Annotated in this window: 16 protein-coding genes; 3 read left to right on the top strand and 13 right to left on the bottom strand. The window is 65.3% G+C overall.

The features are described 5' to 3' along the window. Positions 1 to 43: 43 nt before the first annotated feature. Both WH265_RS12945 and WH265_RS12940 read left to right on the top strand, forming a co-directional pair. Positions 44 to 946, top strand: a complete 903-nt coding sequence (locus WH265_RS12945; protein WP_339558539.1) for a DMT family transporter — start codon at positions 44 to 46, stop codon at positions 944 to 946. Between the two features lie 123 nt (positions 947 to 1069). Continuing rightward, complete coding sequence (locus WH265_RS12940) at positions 1070 to 1930, top strand: DUF2076 family protein (RefSeq protein ID WP_339558538.1); 861 nt, start codon at positions 1070 to 1072, stop codon at positions 1928 to 1930. A gap of 78 nt (positions 1931 to 2008) precedes the next feature. Here the strand turns inward: WH265_RS12940 and WH265_RS12935 are convergent, their stop codons facing one another. The 11 genes from WH265_RS12935 to WH265_RS12885 all read right to left on the bottom strand — a co-directional run bounded on the left by WH265_RS12935 (position 2009) and on the right by WH265_RS12885 (position 15803). Next, the gene (locus WH265_RS12935; RefSeq protein WP_312989645.1) at positions 2009 to 2836 is read right to left on the bottom strand and encodes an SDR family oxidoreductase; all 828 of its coding nucleotides are present in this window, start codon (positions 2834 to 2836) and stop codon (positions 2009 to 2011) included. A gap of 72 nt (positions 2837 to 2908) precedes the next feature. Further along, positions 2909 to 3781, bottom strand: a complete 873-nt coding sequence (locus WH265_RS12930; RefSeq protein ID WP_312989649.1) for a DMT family transporter — start codon at positions 3779 to 3781, stop codon at positions 2909 to 2911. A 77-nt stretch (positions 3782 to 3858) separates the two neighbouring features. Further along, positions 3859 to 5166, bottom strand: a complete 1308-nt coding sequence (locus WH265_RS12925) for a DUF3422 family protein (RefSeq protein ID WP_339558537.1) — start codon at positions 5164 to 5166, stop codon at positions 3859 to 3861. A 125-nt stretch (positions 5167 to 5291) separates the two neighbouring features. Further along, positions 5292 to 5942 (bottom strand): hypothetical protein, encoded by a 651-nt coding sequence (locus WH265_RS12920; RefSeq protein ID WP_339558536.1) that lies wholly within the window; start codon positions 5940 to 5942, stop codon positions 5292 to 5294. Between the two features lie 278 nt (positions 5943 to 6220). Next, a complete protein-coding gene (locus WH265_RS12915) occupies positions 6221 to 8698 on the bottom strand; it encodes a TonB-dependent siderophore receptor (protein ID WP_339558535.1) in 2478 nt (825 codons plus the stop codon). A gap of 88 nt (positions 8699 to 8786) precedes the next feature. Then, positions 8787 to 9923 (bottom strand): FecR family protein, encoded by a 1137-nt coding sequence (locus tag WH265_RS12910; RefSeq protein ID WP_339558534.1) that lies wholly within the window; start codon positions 9921 to 9923, stop codon positions 8787 to 8789. A gap of 60 nt (positions 9924 to 9983) precedes the next feature. Beyond that, positions 9984 to 10481, bottom strand: a complete 498-nt coding sequence (locus tag WH265_RS12905; protein ID WP_339558533.1) for a sigma-70 family RNA polymerase sigma factor — start codon at positions 10479 to 10481, stop codon at positions 9984 to 9986. A gap of 170 nt (positions 10482 to 10651) precedes the next feature. Beyond that, a complete protein-coding gene (locus tag WH265_RS12900) occupies positions 10652 to 12166 on the bottom strand; it encodes a tripartite tricarboxylate transporter permease (RefSeq protein ID WP_021026886.1) in 1515 nt (504 codons plus the stop codon). Positions 12167 to 12180: 14 nt separating this feature from the next. Continuing rightward, positions 12181 to 12669 carry a tripartite tricarboxylate transporter TctB family protein gene (locus WH265_RS12895; protein ID WP_021026887.1) on the bottom strand — a complete coding sequence of 163 codons (489 nt, stop codon included), beginning with the start codon at positions 12667 to 12669 and terminating at the stop codon, positions 12181 to 12183. Positions 12670 to 12924: 255 nt separating this feature from the next. Then, positions 12925 to 14688: a GspE/PulE family protein gene (locus tag WH265_RS12890; protein ID WP_052329965.1), complete on the bottom strand. Its 1764-nt coding sequence runs from the start codon at positions 14686 to 14688 to the stop codon at positions 12925 to 12927. A 329-nt stretch (positions 14689 to 15017) separates the two neighbouring features. Then, the gene (locus WH265_RS12885) at positions 15018 to 15803 is read right to left on the bottom strand and encodes a spermidine synthase (RefSeq protein WP_021026889.1); all 786 of its coding nucleotides are present in this window, start codon (positions 15801 to 15803) and stop codon (positions 15018 to 15020) included. Between the two features lie 225 nt (positions 15804 to 16028). Between WH265_RS12885 and WH265_RS12880 the strand changes: the two genes are divergently transcribed. After that, positions 16029 to 16322: a DUF2798 domain-containing protein gene (locus WH265_RS12880; RefSeq protein WP_021026890.1), complete on the top strand. Its 294-nt coding sequence runs from the start codon at positions 16029 to 16031 to the stop codon at positions 16320 to 16322. Here WH265_RS12880 and WH265_RS12875 read toward each other — a convergent pair. Together WH265_RS12875 and WH265_RS12870 are read right to left on the bottom strand one after the other, a co-directional pair. After that, positions 16301 to 16807: a DNA-deoxyinosine glycosylase gene (locus WH265_RS12875; protein ID WP_339558532.1), complete on the bottom strand. Its 507-nt coding sequence runs from the start codon at positions 16805 to 16807 to the stop codon at positions 16301 to 16303. The two genes, WH265_RS12880 and WH265_RS12875, sit on opposite strands and share 22 nt — an antisense overlap. Beyond that, positions 16800 to 17672, bottom strand: a complete 873-nt coding sequence (locus WH265_RS12870) for a TatD family hydrolase (RefSeq protein WP_339558531.1) — start codon at positions 17670 to 17672, stop codon at positions 16800 to 16802. Before WH265_RS12870 ends, WH265_RS12875 begins: the two co-directional genes overlap by 8 nt. Positions 17673 to 17688 lie beyond the last annotated feature (16 nt).

Here is a 17688-nt window from a genome sequence, read left to right as displayed (position 1 = left end):
CGCTTTCACACCAGCTGCTGTCACGGGGATGTACAGTCTCGCGATGCAACAAAAACTGACACCATCGACCATGGCGCTGCTGACCGCCGCCCCGCTGATGTGGGCGGGCAATGCCGTCGTGGGCCGGCTGGTGCACGAGCTGGTCTCCCCCATGCTGCTGAACTTTGTGCGCTGGCTGCTGGCCTTTGCGATCATGCTGCCGCTGGCCTACCCGCTGCTGCGCCGGGGCAGCCCGCTGTGGCCGCAGTGGAAGCGCTGGTCCATCATCGGCCTGCTGGGCATTGGCTGCTACAACGCCTTCCAGTACATGGCGCTCAAGACCTCGGGGCCCATCAATGTGACCCTGGTGGCGTCCAGCATGCCGCTGTGGATGATGGCCTTTGGCGCGCTGTTCTTCCAGACCCGCATCACGCGCCCGCAGATGCTGGGCGCGCTGTTCTCGGTCAGCGGCGTGCTGCTGGTGTTAAGCCACGGCAGCTGGCAGCAGCTGACCCAGCTGCGCCTGGTGCCCGGCGATCTGTTCATGCTGCTGTCCACCGCCTGCTGGTCGCTCTACAGCTGGCTGCTGGTGCGTACCCCCGATCCGGCCGGCATCAAAAGCCAGTGGGCGCTGCTGCTGATGGCCCAGCTGGCCTTTGGCCTGCTCTGGTCCGGGCTGTTCGCCGCTGGCGAATGGGCCGTGGGCGCCAGCCAGCTGCAGATGAACAGCACCCTGCTCTGGGCCATTGCCTATATCGTCATTGGCCCGGCCCTGGTCGCCTACCGCTGCTGGGGCGTGGGCGTGCAGCGCGTGGGCCCCACGGTGGCGGGCTTTTTTACCAACCTCACGCCGCTGTTTGCTGCCGTGCTGTCGGCCGCCTTTTTGGGCGAGCCGCCCCGGCTCTACCATGCGGCGGCCTTTGTGCTGGTGGTGGCCGGGATTGTGATTTCGTCGCGCCGGGCCTGATGCGGGCCGGCCCAGGCGTTTACAACCTGCTACGGATAGAACGCGCGCTTCACACTGGCGCCCTTGCGCAAGCGCACAGTGCATCCCATATGCGGTGACACCACCACCTGCGAGGATGCCGAGATGAACGCGCAAGAACAGACCCTGATTGAGAACCTCTTCCAGCAACTGCGCCAGTTGGATGGCCAGCCCAAGGACGGCCAGGCAGAAGCCTGGGTACGCCAGCAGGCCCAGCAAACCCCGGATGCGCTCTATTGGCTGACCCAGCGCGGCCTGCTGCTGGAGCAGGCGCTGCAACAGGCCCAGCAGCAAGAGGCGCAGTTGCAGGCGCAACTGGTCGAGGCCCGGGCTGCTGCCGCTAAACCGGCTGGCGGCAGCGGCACCAGCTTTTTGGGTGCCGGGCTGGACACGCATTTTGGCCGCAGCCCGGATGCCAACCTGGCCAGCCGCAGCCCCGCTGGCTATACCCCCAGCTATCCGCCCAACAGCGCTGCGCCCGCAGGCTATGGCGATACGCCAGCCCCGGCCAGCACGGGGCGCTGGTTTGGCGCGGCCCCGGCAGCAGCCAGCCCGGCTCCAGCGCCCATGCCTGCACAACCCTCGGCGGGGTCGGCAGCGGGTGGCTTTTTGGGCCAGGCCGCTGCCTCTGCCGCCGGTGTGGCCGGTGGCATGCTGCTGTTCAATGGCCTGAGCCACCTCTGGAGCAACCCCGTGCAGGCGGCAACCAACCCCAGCCATGCGGCCAGCAGCAGCCCGGCTGCAGACAGCGCCAGCACGGCCAACACCAGTAGCAGCAGCGGCGACAACGCAGGCCTGGACCAGCTCGCCCAGCAAGCCGGGCGTGACCATGTGGACTCGGCCGCCAACCGCTGGATGCCCGATTCGGACAGCAGCAACACCAGCAGTAGCGGCGACAGCCAGGACGTGGCCGGCTATGACAGCGGCGACGATGGCTTTGATTTCTTTGACGACGACCAGGCCTGATAGCTGCCGCTAAACACCAGAGGTAAAAAAACCGCCCGGGCAATTGCTCGGGCGGTTTTGCTTTGGGCTTGCGGCGGCTTAGAACGTGCCCGCGTAGGAGCCGCCGTCCGGCAGGATGTTCTGGCCGGTGATATAGGCCGCCTGCTGGCTGCACAGGAACGCGCAGATCGCACCAAACTCATCGGCGGTGCCGTAGCGGCCGGCAGGAATCTGCTTTTGCTGTGCCTCGCGGATATCGGCTTCGCTCTTGCCGGTCTTGCTGGCAGTGGCCGAGATCGTGGCGGCAATGCGGTCGGTGTCGAACTTGCCTGGCAGGATGTTGTTGATGGTTACCCCCTTGCCGGCAATGGGGCTGCGTGCGACGCCGGCGACAAAGCCGGTCAGGCCGCTGCGCGCGCCGTTGGACAGGCCCAGGATATCGATGGGGGCCTTGACGGAGCTGGAGGTGATGTTGACGATGCGGCCAAAACCGCGCTCGGCCATGCCATCGATCAAGGTCTGGATCAGCACAATGGGGGTGAGCATGTTGGCGTCCAGTGCCTTGATCCAGGCCTCACGGTCCCAGTCGCGGAAATCGCCAGGTGGCGGGCCGCCGGCATTGTTCACCAGAATGTCAAAGCGCTGGCCCGGGCCGCCTTGGGCATTCAGCACCGCAGCACGACCGGCTTCGGTGGTGATGTCTGCGGCCACGGCGATCACCTGGGGTGCCACGCGGCCGGGTGCGGCTGCCGCCCACATCGCGGCCATCACCTTGAGCTGGCGCGCGGTGTCCTTCAGCGCTTCTTCGCCACGGGCGTTGATCACCACGTTGACGCCCTCATTGACCAGCGCCTGCGCGCAACCACGGCCCAGGCCCTTGCTGGCCGCGCAGACCAGAGCCCATTTGTTGGCAATTCCAAAATCCATATTCAAATCTCCTTGTGGGTATCGATGCTATGTCACAAATGGCAGTTGCGCTCGGGCGCCTGGACATGCCCTTTATTGTCTTTTGGCCTGGTGGGTGAACACATAGATGCCGGTCAGCACCAAGGCCGTGCCGCCCACCATCACCGGCGTCAGCGGCTCGCCCAGCAGCCACACGCCCATCAGGATGGTCGACAGCGGGCCGATCATGCCGGTCTGCGCGACGGTGGCGGCGCCCAGGCGCTCAACGGCCAGCATCACCAGCAAAACCGGCACGGCGGTGCACAAGGTGGCATTGAGGACGGACAGCCAGATGACAGCCGCATCCACCTGCGCGGCCTGCAGCGGCCGGGTCAGCAAGAACTGGGCAATGCAGAACAGGCAGGCAAAGCTGGTGGCCAGGCCCACCAGGCGCAGGGCGCCCAGGCGTTTCACATACTGTGCGCTGTAGACCAAGTAGATGGCATAGCTCACGGCGCTCAGGAACACCAGGCTGGCGCCCCAGCCCACCTGCTGGCCGGCGCCGTGGGTGTACAGCTCCATGCCAAACACCAGCATCACGCCGGCATAGCTGATGGCCAGGCCCAGCAGCTGGCGGCCGCTGGCCACCTTGCGGTAGAGCAGCCAGCCCAGCGCCAGCACCAAGGTGGGGTTGAGGTAGAGGATGAGCCGCTCCAGGCCCGCGCTGATATAGCTCAGCCCGGCAAAATCCAAGTAGCTGGAGAGGTAGTAGCCGCAAAAGCCCAGCGCGATGACGGCCAGCCAGTCGCGCAGCGACAGCGCCGGTTTGCCCCGCCCGGCCCACCAGGCCATGATGACAAACAGCGGCAGCGCAAACAGCATGCGGTACATGATCAAGGTGATGGCATCGACCCCATGGCGGTAGGCCAGCTTGACGATGATGGCCTTGCCGCTGAACGCGATGGCGCCCACCACGGCGCAGACCATGCCGGCGCGGCGCACACTGGGCGTGAGCACCGCAGCCGGTGCAACAGAAACAGACAAGATAACTCTCCAAGAACCAGTCAGTGCTGGTGCGCCGACCCATGGAACAAACGGTGGTGCATGCGGCGAATCGACCACCAGACGCCCAAGCCTATCACCGGGATGGCCAGCGCAGCCGTCGTTTCTGGCGACAGAGGCCAACCCCATTTCTGCAGGCCCTTGGCCAGGTAGCTGATCAGGCCGGTGAAGTAGTAGGTGATGGCCGCCACCGACAGACCTTCGACCGTTGACTGCATCTTGAGCTGCAGGCCCTGGCGCTCGTTCATCGCCTTGAGCACCGCCTGGCGGCCCTGCTTTTGACTGATGTCGACCCGCGTCTGCAGCAGGTTGCTCAGGCGCGAGACGCGCTGGGACAGGGCTTCGAGCCGCTGGTGCGCGGACACACAGGTGTTGCGCGCGGGGGTCAGGCGCCGGTCCATAAAGTCGCCAATGGTCTGGTAGCTGCCCAGGCGCGTCTCCTGGATATCGCCCACGCGCTGCTGCACCAGTGCAAAGTAGGCGCTGCTGGCCGAAAAGCGCGAATGGTGGGCGGCGTACTGGCTCTCGACCTGGGCAGCCAGGCGCGTGAGCTGGTCGAGCAACTGCGGCTCGCTGGCCGCTCCCGCGCTGCGGATGGCAGCGGACAGCTCAGCCAGTTCGGACTCGGTGCTGGCGAGCTTTTCCATGGTCTCGCGCGCCGCAGGCAGGCCCAGCAAGGCGGCCATGCGGTAGGTCTCGATCTCCAGCAGGCGCTGCACCAGGCGCCCATTGCGCGCGGCTGACAGGCCCTGGTTCAGCACAAAAAGGCGCGATGCGCCATCCGAATGGATGGAAAAATCGGTGTAGATCTGCGCCTTCTGGTCGGAGGCCTTGGAGGCGACGAGCTTGTCCTCGTACAGCCAGCGCTGCTCAACCTTTTTCTCCAGCGCGGGCGATGCGGGCAGCACCCAGGCATTCATTGCCAGCAGGCAGCGGCCGGGCAGGCCGGCCAGCCATTGGGCGGGCACCAGGTCGCTGGCAGACGGCAGCTCGGCCTCGTCCAGCGCCTCGGGGCGGATGGGCACCATCCAGGTCCAGGAGACAAACTCGGTGTGCAGCTCCCAGCGCAGGCGGCCATTGCCCAGGTCCAGGCGCAGGTGGTTGGCCTCGGCATCGGGCACGGGCAGCTGCAGATCGCGCAGCAGCTGGTGCAGCCACTGGCGGCTGGCCGCGCGCTCGGCGGCATCGGCCCACATCACCGTGCAGAACACCGCGGTGTTGTCGGGCAGGGCTTCAGGGGGGCGGGAATGGACTTCGTTGTGCAGCGCACGGCGCAGGTCGTGCTGCTGCAGCAGGGGCAGGTTTTTCATGAAAGACAAAAAGCGGCAAACACCAGACGGCAAGCCGTCGAACTGCTGCAATTGTCGTGCCAAGCCAATACTTGTGCAGGCGCCCGATAAAAGCGGCGCGCCTGCCCCTGCGGGGGATTACCGCCTTACTGCGGCACCTCAAAGCTCAGGGTCGCCGTGTGGCGCACCTCGTCGTACTGCTTGCCATCGAGCTTGACGCTGCCGTTGTTGACGCGGGCCGTGACCTCCAGCACATAGAGGCCGGGGAAGGATGGCGTAAAGCTCACGGTGCCATCCTTGGCGGGGGCGAGCACACGGCGCCAGCCTTCGCTGGTGTCCACATTCACCTGGCTGGCCGCCACGGGCCGGCCCTTGAACATCAGCTGGTAGGTGTTGCCCTGGGGCGTGGTGGGCACCAACTCCAGGTCATTGACGGCCTTGGTTTCCTGGCGGCCAAAGCGGGCCTGGTAGTAGGTCAGCACGCCATCGCTGCCCGCGCGCGTCGCGGCAAAGCGCTGGTCGGCCGGGGCGCCCTCTTCCTTGGCCAGCACATAGGGATCGGCCGATGCGGGCACGCTCTTGCCTTCTGCCACCACCTGGCGCGGCTCGCTCAGTTCGCCAAGCGCCCCTGGCGCCTTGTGCAGCTCGCCCACTTGGGCGCGCGTCTGGCCGTTCTCGGTCTGCAGCCACAGGTAATCGGCATGCGCTGGCAGCACGGCACCGATGCTGGCCGACACGGCCAAGGCCGCCGCAAGCAGCGGGCGACACAGGGTGGATGGTTGGTTGTTCTTGGACATAGCTCCTCCTCTTGGGCTGAATGGCTGGCTGGCGGGCTCCCTGCCGCATGCGCGGGGCATGGGCAGGCAATGGCTGGCTCTGGTTGGCAATCGCCTGGGGCGCTGGATGCAGGCTCCCGGGGCAAGCTGTGGTGGCTGGTGCCCTGCATGGCCCGCCCACCCGCTTGCGGATCGCAACGCGCAGCCTAACGCAGTTTGCGTGGTGCAAAACCCGAACCCTGCCGTTTTTTGGACCAAGGCCAGGCTTTGCCACTGCAGCTGGGCAGTTCAGCGGCCGATTACAGCTTGGGCGTGTACTTCAAGGTCAGCATCGCATTGCGTGGATCGCCATAGGTGCCGCCGGTGTAGCCGACAAAGCCGGGCAGGATGTAGTGCTTGTCAAACAGGTTGTTCACGTTGAGGGCGACGCTGACCTCAGGCGTGGCCTGGTAGGCCAGGCGCAAGCTGGTGATGGTGTTGCCCGCAACCTTGAAGGAGCGGTCATAGCTCAAGGTATGGCTTTGCGCCACGACGCCAGCGCCCACACTCAGCCGGTTCCAATCGCCCGGCAGCTGGTAGGACAACCAGGCGCGCAGCATGTGCTTGGGCGTCCAGGTGCTAAAGACCTGGCCCTGGTTGGTCGGGTCATTCAGGAACTTGCTGGTGTTGAAGGTGTAGCCCACCATGGCCTGCAGGTTGCGCGCCACTTCGCCGCTCACTTCGGCCTCCACGCCCTGGCTGCGCACCTTGCCGGCCGAGGTCGAGCAGTACCAGCCGTCGCAGGCAAAGCCGGAGGCCAGGTCGTTGACCGCCCGGTTCTTGTGGTCGTAGCGGAACAGCGCCAGCGAGGTGTTGAGCTTGCCGTTCATCAGCTCGCCCTTGATGCCCAGCTCGTAGTTGCTCCCGGTGATCGGGTCGAGCACCTTGCCGTCCACCGTGCGCTCGGACTGGGGCTCGAACACGCTGGTGTAGCTGCCGTACAGCGACCACTCGGGCGTGAGCGCATACACCAGGCCGGCATAGGGGGTGATCTCGCCCGATGTCGTGGTGACCTGGCGCTCACCGCTGAGCGCGCTGGTGTAGAGCGAGTCATACCAGCTGGTGCGAGCGCCCACAATCGCGGTGAGCGGCTCGGTCAGCCGCGTGCGCAGGCTGCCGTAGATGCCTTTTTGCCGCACATCGTAGGCCGACTTCCACTGGCGGCCACCGGCGGCCAGCAGGCTGTCCAGGGTCGGCTCGGGGCGGTGGTGGTCGATGTCAAAGAGATTCGCGCCCGCCGTGAAGGTGCGGGCATAGACATCGTTGGAGCGGTACTTGGAATAGTTGGCGCCCACGGTCACATCGTTGCGCAAGCCCGCCAGGTCAAAGCGGCCGTTGATAAAGGCATCGAAGGCCACTTTTTTCAGGTCGAAATCGGTGTACCAGTTGTCATAGGTCACGCCACTGCCATCGGGCTCGACCTTGCCGGTCATGCGCTGGTGCAAGGAGGCGTTCTGCTCGCTCACATGCAGCGCCGAGACCTTCAGCTTCCAGTCGTTGTTGATGCGGTGGTTCAGGTCGGCATAGACCGTCGTTTGCTTGACGTTGGAACGGTTCCAGTCGGAGCCGGTGAAGGTCGAGCGCGGCAGGTCGGTCATGCTGCCATCGGCATACAGCGGCAGGCCCATGATGAAGGGGCGGCCCTTGCTGTCGAGCTGGCTGACGCCAAAGCCTACCGTGGTGTCGGGGCTGATGTCGTAATCCAAGGCGGCGTAGAGCGAGCGTGTGCGCTCATTCACATAGTCGACAAAGGAGTGGCCGCGTGACTCGTCCACCACCAGGCGGCCGCGCAAGCTGCCCTCGTCATTGAGCGGGCCACCGGCGTCGAGCTGCAGGCCATAGCGGTCCCAGGATCCGGCGCGGGCGGTGACGCTGACGGTCTTCTCGCGCTGGCCACGCTTGCGCACCAGGTTGACGGCGCCGCCCGGGCTGCCCGTGCCCTGCAGCAGGCCCGAGGCACCGCGCAGCACTTCCAGCCGGTCATAAAAGACCATGCCTTCGGTGCCCCAGTTGCCCAGCGAGTAGTGGTTGCGCGGAATGGCCACACCGTCGTACTGCCAGGCATCGATCTGGAAGCCGCGCGCGGACAGCACCATGCCCTGGCCCACCCCTTGCACGCCCATGGTGCCGGTGACCTTGTTCATCGCATCGCGCAAGTCGGTGATGCCCTGCTCATCGAGCTGTTTGCGCGTGACCACGCTGATGGACTGCGGAATGTCCTTGATCGCCTGGTCACCCTTGTTGAGGCTGACGGCCGAGGCCGCCAGCGAGCCCGAGCCTTCGCTCGTGGCATTGCGCTCGCCTTGCGCGGTCACCGTCACCGTGGGCAAGGTGCTGGTGTCGGCGGCCGAGGGCGTCGCCTTGATGACCAGGGCCTCGCCCTGGCGCAGCGCCATCAGGCCGCTGCCGGCCAAAAGGCGGTCAGCCGCTTGCTGCGGGGTAAGCGTGCCGGAGACGGCGGGCGCCGTCTTGCCCTCGACCAGCGCCGGCGCAAAGCCGATGGACACGCCCGTGGCTGCGGACAGTGCCTGCAGCGCCGAGCCCAGTGGCTGGGCCGCAATCGACAGGCTGCTGGCCTGGTGGGCAGGCGTGGCAGCCTGGGCATGTGCCGCCAGCGGCATGGCCAGCACCAGGGCGGCAGCCAGCGCCAGCGGCGCGGGGTGAAAGCGGGCCATGGTGGCAACCGATGCGCCAGTGGAGCGGGAGGGAGAGCGGGGGGAAAAACGGGGTTTGGACATGGTCAGGCAATGCAGTAAATAAATCTCATTACCTTCTATGACGCACCGGGCTCGCAGAACTGCACCCCGCTTTTTGCACTTTTTGGAATTATTTTTTCTCGGACCGGACCACGATCTCAGCCCGGCCCCCAGCGCTGGGCACCAGGCGCACCGGCAGCACCAGGGTCAGCATATGGGCAAACTCGGCTGGCCTGGCCGTCGCGTAGCTGCCGCCAAGGGGCAACGCGGCGACCGCAGGGTCGCGCACCATGAGGCCGGTGGGGCCGTAGCGCTCCATCTCCTGCAAGGCCTGGGCCAGCGGGGTGTTGTCAAAGCGCAGCAGGCCCTTGCGCCACAGGCCCACGCTGTCGGGGGCCACACTGCCCACGGGGGCCAGCAGGCCATTGGCCGCCACCTGGGTGGTTTGGCCAGCCGTCAGCAGCAGCGCCGTGGCCGGGCTCTGCACGGCGGCCACGCGCACCCGGCCTTCTTGCACCTCTACCCGCACCTGGCCGGCGTCCACGCCGTCTTGGCGGTAGCGCACCGCAAAGCGCGTGCCCACTACGCTGACGCGGGCCGGGCCGGCCTGCACCTCAAAAGGCTTGCTGGCATCGGGAGCCACGATGAACATGGCCTGGCCATGCGCCAGCTGCACCTCGCGCCGGTCGCGGTAGAGGCGCACCTGCGCATCGGTATCGGCATCGAGCTCCAAGGTAGAGCCATCGGGCAGCTGCAGGCTTTGGTGCTGGCCGCGCTGGACGACATAGTGCGCGCTGTAAACCGGCTGCATCCACTGCTGCCAGCCCAGGCCCAGCGCCACCAGCAGCACGGCGCACAGCGCCAGGCCACGTGGGCCGGGCCGCAATGCCTGCAGCCAGGTCCAAGTGCGGCCTGGCGTTGGCTGGGCAGCTGCGGGTCTTGGCGGTGCAGCAGCGGCTGCAGGCTGGCTCATCGCTGGACTGGCGCGCCACTGGGCCACCGCGTCTGCGGGCAGCGCGCGCAAGCGGGCAACACCTGCATCGATCCGGGCAAAGGCCTTGGCATGCTCGGGGTTGGCGTGCAGCCATTGCGCCAGTTCCGCCTGCTCAGCCGCGCCCAGCCCCTGCTCCTGACGCGTATGCCACTGCGCGGCCTGCAGCGCCACGGCATCCTGCTCGCCCCAGAAGGCTTGCAGCGCGCGCTGCTCCGCCGCCTCGTCAAAAGGCGGGGCAGAAGCGTGGGAGGGCGAGGTGGAAAATCGGCTCATCTCAAAGCTATAGACGCATGGGCGCGGAAAAACTGCATGTCGGCCCCGCGCTGGATGGGATCAGTCACCAAGGTCCAGCTCCTGTTTGCGGGCCGCGCAGGCGATCTTGCCACGGCTGATGTACTGGTTGACCATGCTGATCGAGACGCCCATGCGCGCGGCGATCTGCTGGTTGGACAGCTCGTCGAACAAATACATGCAAAAGGCCTCGCGGCAGCGCGGTGGCAAGGCCTCGATGGTGGTCAGATAGGCCTGCACCGTTTGCGACGAGGCATAGGCCGCCTCGGGCTGCAGGCGTTGGGGGCTGGCCGGTTGCTGGGCCTCATCGAGCGCATCGATGTCCTCATGCTGGCGCAGCTGGGCGCGCCGGTCCAGGTCGATCTTGGCGTTCAATGCCACCTGCTTGAGCAAGGCGGCTGGCTGGTCGATCACCTTGCCGGCGCGCTGCATGCCCAGCACGCGCGCATAGCTCTCCTGCGCCAGGTCGGCCGCGGTGTCGCGGTCTCTGACCTTGCGCAGGCAGAAGTTCAGCAGTTCTCGGTAATAGCGCTCAAGCACAAACGGGCATCGCCCCATGGAAAGCCAAGGTCGCCATCGGTGGTCCGGCTTTCGCCCCTCAGATGGGAATAACTCTCATTATCACCGATAAGCCACGACATTCTTGCCCTGCAGAAATGGAAAAAGGCACCCAAAGGTGCCTTTTCATGTTGCAGCCAGGCTGCGGGCGATCAGTCTTCTTCGACGAAGGCCTCTTCGCGCCTCTTGCTCACCGCTGGCAAGCAGACTACCACCAGCAGAATGGCAGCTGCAATCAGCAGACCGGCAGAGATCGGACGGGTGACAAACACCGACCAGTCACCCCGCGAGAGCAGCAGGGCACGGCGCAGGTTTTCCTCCATCATCGGGCCCAGGATGAAGCCCAGCAGCAAGGGAGCAGGTTCGGTACCGAGCTTGTGGAACACATAGCCCACGAAGCCGAAGATACCCACCATCCACACGTCCCAGCTGTTGTTGTTGGTGCCGTACACACCGACAGCGCAGAACAGCACGATCGATGGGAACAACCAGCGGTAAGGCACGGTCAGCAGCTTGATCCAGACGCCGATCAGCGGCAGGTTCAGGATGATCAGCATCAGGTTACCGATCCACATCGAGGCAATCAGACCCCAGAACAGTTCCGGGTTGCTGGTCATCACCTGGGGACCAGGCTGGATGTTGTGGATGGTCATCGCACCCACCATCAGCGCCATCACGGCGTTGGGCGGAATACCCAGGGTCAGCAGCGGAATGAACGAGGTCTGCGAGCCAGCGTTGTTGGCCGATTCAGGCGCGCACACGCCACGGATATTGCCTTGGCCGAAAGGAACTTCACCAGGACGCAGCTTGGTCTTCTTCTCGATCGTGTAGGCCGCGAAAGCCGACAGCATCGCACCGCCACCAGGCAAGATACCCAGGGCCGAACCCAGCGCCGTGCCACGCAGCATCGCGGGGAACATCAGCTTGAAGTCTTCCTTGGTGGGCATCAGGCCAGTCACCTTGGCAGCAAACACTTCGCGCTCATCGTCAGGCTTGGACAGGTTGGCGATGATTTCACCGTAGCCGAACACACCCATGGCGATCACGACGAAGTCGATACCATCGGTCAGCTCAGGAATGTCGAAGGAGTAACGGGCCACGCCGGAGTTCACGTCGGTACCCACCAGGCCCAGCAGCAGACCCAGCACAATCATGCCCACCGCCTTGAGCAGCGAGCCCGAAGCCAGCACCACGGCGCCAATCAGGCCCAGGGTCATCAGCGAGAAGTACTCGGCAGGGCCGAACATGAAGGCCACTTCGGTCAGCGGAGGCGCGAAGGCAGCCAGAATCACGGTACCCACGCAGCCGGCGAAGAACGAGCCAATGCCCGCTGCCGCCAGTGCCGGACCAGCGCGTCCCTTGCGGGCCATCTGGTAGCCGTCAATCACGGTCACGACGGACGATGACTCTCCCGGGAGATTCACCAAGATCGCCGTGGTAGAGCCGCCGTACTGGGCGCCGTAGTAAATACCGGCCAGCATGATCAGCGCAGCCACGGGTGGCAGTGCGTAGGTGGCAGGCAGCAGCATCGCGATGGTGGCCACCGGGCCGATACCAGGCAACACGCCAATCAGGGTTCCCAACAGACAGCCGACAAAGCAGTAAATCAGGTTTTGAAAGGTAAAGGCAACACCGAAACCGGTGGCCAGGTTGTCAAACAATTCCATGGTCCTGGCCCCTTTTAACCGGTAATAAAGCTAGGCCACACGGGGAACTGAAGGTTCAGTGCCCACACGAAAGCGACGTAACTGCCAATGGCCAGGATGGTGGCCAGAATGAAGACCGACTTGGCGCGGAATTCTGACCCTGCCAGGCTGGCGATGAAGACCAGCGCGTAGATGGCGACGATCAGGCCCATGGCGGGGATGCCGATGGTGGGCACGCCCACGAGCAAGATGCCGAAGGCAAAGTTGGCCAGCAAGATGAAGAACACTTGTCGCCATGCCCATTTGCCGATCGGGTCTCCGTCAGCGGGGCCGGCCGTGAGGCCCTTGAAGGCCACGGCCGCACCGATCAGCGTCAGCAGGACACCGAGAATCAACGGGAAGTACCCCGGACCCATGCGAGCACCTGTACCGATCGAGTAGTTCTGGGCGCCGACGGCGAACCCAATACCCACTGCCATGTACATGATGCCCGCCCAGAAGTCTTTCTGGCTTTTGAGCTTCATTACCTTTGTCTCCAAACAATTTTAGGGATGCAGCGCATTGTCAACGCTGACGGGCAGCTGACGCATGTGGATTCCACTTACGATTCCACACAGGAAAACCCCTAGGCTGACACCAGGGCGCACAGCGCCGAAACCCAAGCTGGGCGCGGGTTTGCGCAGCATGGCCCGCGCCTCCGGCGCGCGCAGTGGCAAGGGTAAGTCCCCGCCGGCGCAACGCCGCCCTGCCTGCCGGTGGTGGGCGCTACAGCCGGTTTTTTAGCGGTCGCCCATCTCGATGGGGGGGGTGTTGGCCATCACCTCTTCGATGGTGGTCAGGCCCTCGGACACGCGCAGTGCACCGGCCAGGCGCAGCGGATGCATGCCGTCCTTCACCGCCTGGCGGCGCAGCACCGACATCGACGGCGAGGCATGCACCTGGTCCTTGAGCGCTTCGGACACGGTGAGCAGCTCGTACAGGCCCATGCGGCCGCGAAAGCCGGTGTCGCGGCACTCTTCGCAGCCCACCGGTTTGTAGGGGCGGTAGTCGCGCTTGATCTTCCAGGGCTGGATGGCGGCAGTCAGCGCGTCGGTCGATGCGGCCTCGTCGGGCTGCTTGCAGCGCGGGCAGAGCGTGCGTACCAGGCGCTGGGCCAGCACGCCCAGCAAGGTGGCATTGATCAGGTACGGCGGCACGCCCAGCTCCATCAAGCGGCTGATGGCGCTGGGGGCATCGTTGGTGTGCAGGGTCGAGAACACCAGGTGGCCGGTCAGCGCAGACTGCACCGCCATCTCGGCAGTTTCCAGATCGCGGATTTCGCCGACCATGATGATGTCCGGGTCCTGGCGCATCAGCGCGCGCAGGCCTTCGACAAAGCTGAAATCGAGTGCCGGCTGCACCTGGGTCTGGTTGAAGGCCGGCTCGATCATTTCAATCGGGTCCTCCACGGTCGAGACATTGACCTCTTCGGTGGCCAGGCGCTTCAAGGTCGAATACAAGGTGGTGGTCTTGCCCGAGCCGGTCGGGCCGGTGACCAAAATGATGCCGTGCGGGCGCTCGACCAGCTTTTCCCAGCGCTGCGCATCATGGGCGGTAAAGCCCAGCGCCGACAGGTCCTTGACGGTGTTTTCCGGGTCAAAGATCCGCATCACCATCTTCTCGCCAAAGGCGGTGGGCAAGGTGGACAGACGCATTTCCACCTCATCGCCCAAGGTGTTGCGGGTCTTGATACGGCCATCCTGCGGGCGGCGCTTTTCCACCACGTCGATACGGCCCAGCAGCTTGACGCGCGAGACGATGGCGTTGTGCACGCCCAGCGGCATCTGGTAGACCTTGTGCAGCACGCCGTCAATGCGAAAACGGATCACCGACTGGTCGCGGCGCGGCTCCAGGTGGATATCGCTGGCGCGTTGCGCAAACGCAAACTGCCACAGCCAGTCCACCAGGCGGATGATGCCCTGGTCATTGGCATCGAACTGCTGGTTGGTATTGCTGAGGTCAACCAGCTGCTCGAAGTTGCCCAGCGAGCTCAGCGAACCGCCCAGCTTGCTGGCGGCCTTGACCGACTTGGCCAGCGCAAAGAATTCGCTGCGGTAGCGGTCGATGTCCTTGGGGTTGGCCAGCACCCGGCGCACCTTGCGCCGCGCCTGGCGCTCGACCTCGCTGACCCACTCGTCGATCCAGGGTTCCTTGACCGCAATCACCACCTCCTGGGCCGTCACCTGCACCGGCAAAATGCCGTGGCGCTGCGCATAGGGCGCGCCCATGGTTTCGGCCACCTTGGCGGCATCGACCTTGAGCGGGTCGATCTTGTAATAAGGCAGGCCGCAGTGCTTGGCGACAAATTCGGTGAGCAGCTCCACATCGAGCGCCTTGCCATCGAGCTGGCGCGGCACCACCACGCTGGCCAGGCGCACGATCGGGTGCTGGCTGCTGGACGCATGGCTGCAGCGGTCGATGGTGGCCTGGGCCAGCTCGGGGCTGATCCAGCCATCGGTCTGCAGCCAGTTGATGATCTGGGTCAGGTCCAGGGCGCGCTGCATCAGCGCAGGCAGGCCGCTGCGCGCTGGCGGCGCCGAGGCCGGGCCCAACCCGCTGGGTGTGGACGGGACCGAGGCAGGGCCGCTAGACTTGGCAGGCGCGGGACCGTCGTCCACCCGGCCAGGCACAAAGACCGCCGAGCGCCGGATCGGCGCCGCAGCGCCGGACGAGCCACTGGACGAGCGGCTCTTGACGACGGTATCGCCGGGCAAGGCATCGCCCCGGCTTTTGTGGTGTTTGCTTGGCTGATCAGGCGCTGCCATGGTGTATCCCTCGGTATTTTTTTGTCTTCTGGCTTTATACCTGATCGCTTCATGGATGCCAGGTAAAGTCAGTCCAGCAGGGGCTGCACAGGTTTAAAAACCTTTAACCACTTGAGCGCGGGCAAGCCCGTCTGCTGCTGCACCAGGTCGGCACGCTGGCTGAGCAGCTCGCGGCCGGGGCGGCTGGCCGTGCGCTGGGCCAGCACCACGGTATTGCCCTCCTTGGTCGCCGCAAAGCGCCAGACGGCCTCCGGCCCAAAGGCCTCCTGGATATGGGCGAGGCTGCGGGCAAAGCTGTTGGTGCGGCCAAAGAGGTTCACCGTCATGCAGCCGTCGTCGGTCAGCAGATTGCGGCAGTGTTGGTAGAAGTCGGGGCTGTCGAGCACGGGCGCTGCGGCCTCATGGTCATACAGATCGACCTGCAGCGCATCGACAGTCTGCAGGTACTGGGGCTTCTGGATCTCCACGCCCGCATCCCCCAGCACGACCTGGAGCTTGTCGCTGTCGGGCGGCAGCTTGAACCACTGGCGGCAGACGGTGATCACCTGGGGATTGAGCTCGATGGCGGTGGTGCTGGCCATGCCGAGCTTTTGCGCGCAGAACTTGGTCGCAGCCGCGGCCCCCAGGCCCAGCTGCATCGCACGGCGCTCGGGCACCGTGGGCCAGTCCACCAACAACAACCAGGCCATCATGCGCTGCACATATTCCAGGTCGATATCAAAAGGCTTCTTGATGCGCATCGAGCCCTGGACCCAGGGGGTGCCCAGGTGCAGGTAGCGGGCTCCGTCAAAGTCGGAAATCGTGACCTCGGGCAGCGGCTGCGCCAGCTGCGGAGATTTTTTTCTAGTCGTCATGGGGAGGGATTATCGGCCGTTGTCCTCGCCAGCTCCGTGCATAACCCTGGCCTGCCGGGCTGGCAGCGGATCGGAACAAGGCCGCAGTCGCTCCCTGAAGCCATCCATAGTTATTACAAAATAAACAGCACCCATCAATAGCTAATGTCGCATGCAGACCACGCGGAGGGATTGGGCAGGCCATGCATCGCTTTAGACTGCGGCATTGTTTTTTCTGGCTCGCTTATGTCCAACGCTCTCAAACAACGCTTTTTGTCCTCCGTCATCATGTCCATGCTGCTCTCGGGCTTGATGACCGCCTGGGTCACCTGGTTGAACCTGGGCTTTGTCGGGGATTTTCTCTCGCGCTGGCTGCATGCCTACCTGCTGTCCTGGCCAGCGGCATTCACGATCGTGGTGCTGCTGGCGCCTGCAGTGCAGCGCCTGTCATGGCGCATGGTCGGCGGCAGCCCAGTCTCTGCAAGCCCTGCGCGCGCCAGTGGCCCTGCTGCCAGCGCTCAGGCCAGCAGTCCACAGTGATGCATCACCTCGCGCCAACCGGCCGATTTGCGCTCAAAGCTCCATGAGGCATTGGCCGGGCTGCTGGAGGGCAGCCGGTAGCTGGGCAGGCCCAGCACGGCCTGCACCCGGGGCGCATGGCGAAAGCTCTCACCGCCGTTGTGCGCAGCGGCCAGCAGCTGCGGGCACTGCTGCTGGAGCGCGACAAAATCATTGAGCTGGGCATGGCGGATGCTGGTGTCCAGGCTGCCTTCGCGTTCGCAGGCGGCATAGACATCCCACAGACCCAGGCCCCGCGCCAGCAGCCAGGCGCAGCGCTCGGCATAGGCGCTGGGCTGCGGGTGCGCGGGCCACAGCGCCGCCAGCAGCGGCCACATCTGGTTGCGCGGATGGGCGTAGTACTGCTGCAGCTGCAAGGACTGCACGCCAGGGAAGCTGCCCAGAATCAATACCTGGGTGCCCGGCCCCACGACCGGGGTCAGCCCGCACAGCAGCGCATCAGCCATGGGGCGATCCCCCATCGGCGCCGGGCAGCAAAGCCTGCAGCCTTGGCAGCACCCTGGCGGCATTGGCGCTGGTGGCGCGCTGCCAGCCGGCGGCGTCCATGGCCTCATCGGCATGGGCTTCGGCCCGCAGCGCCCGCATCACCTGCGCGATGCGCGGGATCTCGGCGGGCTGGTTGCGGCCCTGGGCCTGGCCGGCGGCGCGCTGCTCGGCGGTGGTGTAGAGCCAGTGCGGCGGAATATCGGGCGCATCGGTCTCGACAACGATGGCCTCCATCGGCAGCTGCTGCAGCAGGCGGCGCAGGTGCAGCGCGCGCTCATAGGTGACGGCGCCGCCAAAGCCCAGCGCAAAGCCGCGCTCGATAAACTGCTGGGCCTGCTGCAGGCTGCCGTTGAAAGCGTGGGCAATGCCGCCCTGCACCGGCCAGCGGCGCAGCGCGCGCAGCAGCTGGTCCGACGAGCGGCGCACATGCAAGATGACGGGCAGGTCAAAGCGGCGCGCCAGCTGCAGCTGCTGCTCGTAAAACCAGGTCTGGCGCTCGGCATCGAGCCCGGGCACAAAAAAATCCAGGCCGATCTCGCCAATCGCGACCAGGCGCGGGTCATCCCGGCAGTCTTCGAGCATGGTGGCCAAGGCGTCGATATCGGCTTCGGCCGCGCGCCCGGTGTAGAGCGGATGGATGCCCAGCGCATAGCTGTCACCCCAGCGCTGGGCCAGCTCGCGCACGGTGGCCCAGTTGCTGCGCTCCACCGCTGGAATCACGCAGTGGGCGACCCCCACCGCATGCGCGGCGGCGCGCAGCGCATCGCGGTCGGCATCGAACTCGGGCGCATCCCAGTGGCAGTGGGTGTCAATCCAGAAAGGCATGCGGACGCGGCCAACG

This window comes from Comamonas sp. MYb396, from assembly GCF_037479555.1.
Taxonomy (GTDB): domain Bacteria; phylum Pseudomonadota; class Gammaproteobacteria; order Burkholderiales; family Burkholderiaceae_C; genus Comamonas.
This window is presented reverse-complemented; position numbering and strand designations above follow the sequence as displayed.

Coding starts and splice junctions, on each gene's coding strand:
- WH265_RS12945 (WP_339558539.1), top strand. CDS start 44: ATGCAACAAAAACTGACACCATCGACCATGGCGCTGCTGACCGCCGCC.
- WH265_RS12940 (WP_339558538.1), top strand. CDS start 1,070: ATGAACGCGCAAGAACAGACCCTGATTGAGAACCTCTTCCAGCAACTG.
- WH265_RS12935 (WP_312989645.1), bottom strand. CDS start 2,836: ATGGATTTTGGAATTGCCAACAAATGGGCTCTGGTCTGCGCGGCCAGC.
- WH265_RS12930 (WP_312989649.1), bottom strand. CDS start 3,781: ATGGTCTGCGCCGTGGTGGGCGCCATCGCGTTCAGCGGCAAGGCCATC.
- WH265_RS12925 (WP_339558537.1), bottom strand. CDS start 5,166: ATGAAAAACCTGCCCCTGCTGCAGCAGCACGACCTGCGCCGTGCGCTG.
- WH265_RS12920 (WP_339558536.1), bottom strand. CDS start 5,942: ATGTCCAAGAACAACCAACCATCCACCCTGTGTCGCCCGCTGCTTGCG.
- WH265_RS12915 (WP_339558535.1), bottom strand. CDS start 8,698: ATGTCCAAACCCCGTTTTTCCCCCCGCTCTCCCTCCCGCTCCACTGGC.
- WH265_RS12910 (WP_339558534.1), bottom strand. CDS start 9,923: ATGAGCCGATTTTCCACCTCGCCCTCCCACGCTTCTGCCCCGCCTTTT.
- WH265_RS12900 (WP_021026886.1), bottom strand. CDS start 12,166: ATGGAATTGTTTGACAACCTGGCCACCGGTTTCGGTGTTGCCTTTACC.
- WH265_RS12895 (WP_021026887.1), bottom strand. CDS start 12,669: ATGAAGCTCAAAAGCCAGAAAGACTTCTGGGCGGGCATCATGTACATG.
- WH265_RS12890 (WP_052329965.1), bottom strand. CDS start 14,688: ATGCAGCGCGCCCTGGACCTGACCCAGATCATCAACTGGCTGCAGACC.
- WH265_RS12885 (WP_021026889.1), bottom strand. CDS start 15,803: ATGACGACTAGAAAAAAATCTCCGCAGCTGGCGCAGCCGCTGCCCGAG.
- WH265_RS12880 (WP_021026890.1), top strand. CDS start 16,029: ATGTCCAACGCTCTCAAACAACGCTTTTTGTCCTCCGTCATCATGTCC.
- WH265_RS12875 (WP_339558532.1), bottom strand. CDS start 16,807: ATGGCTGATGCGCTGCTGTGCGGGCTGACCCCGGTCGTGGGGCCGGGC.
- WH265_RS12870 (WP_339558531.1), bottom strand. CDS start 17,672: ATGCCTTTCTGGATTGACACCCACTGCCACTGGGATGCGCCCGAGTTC.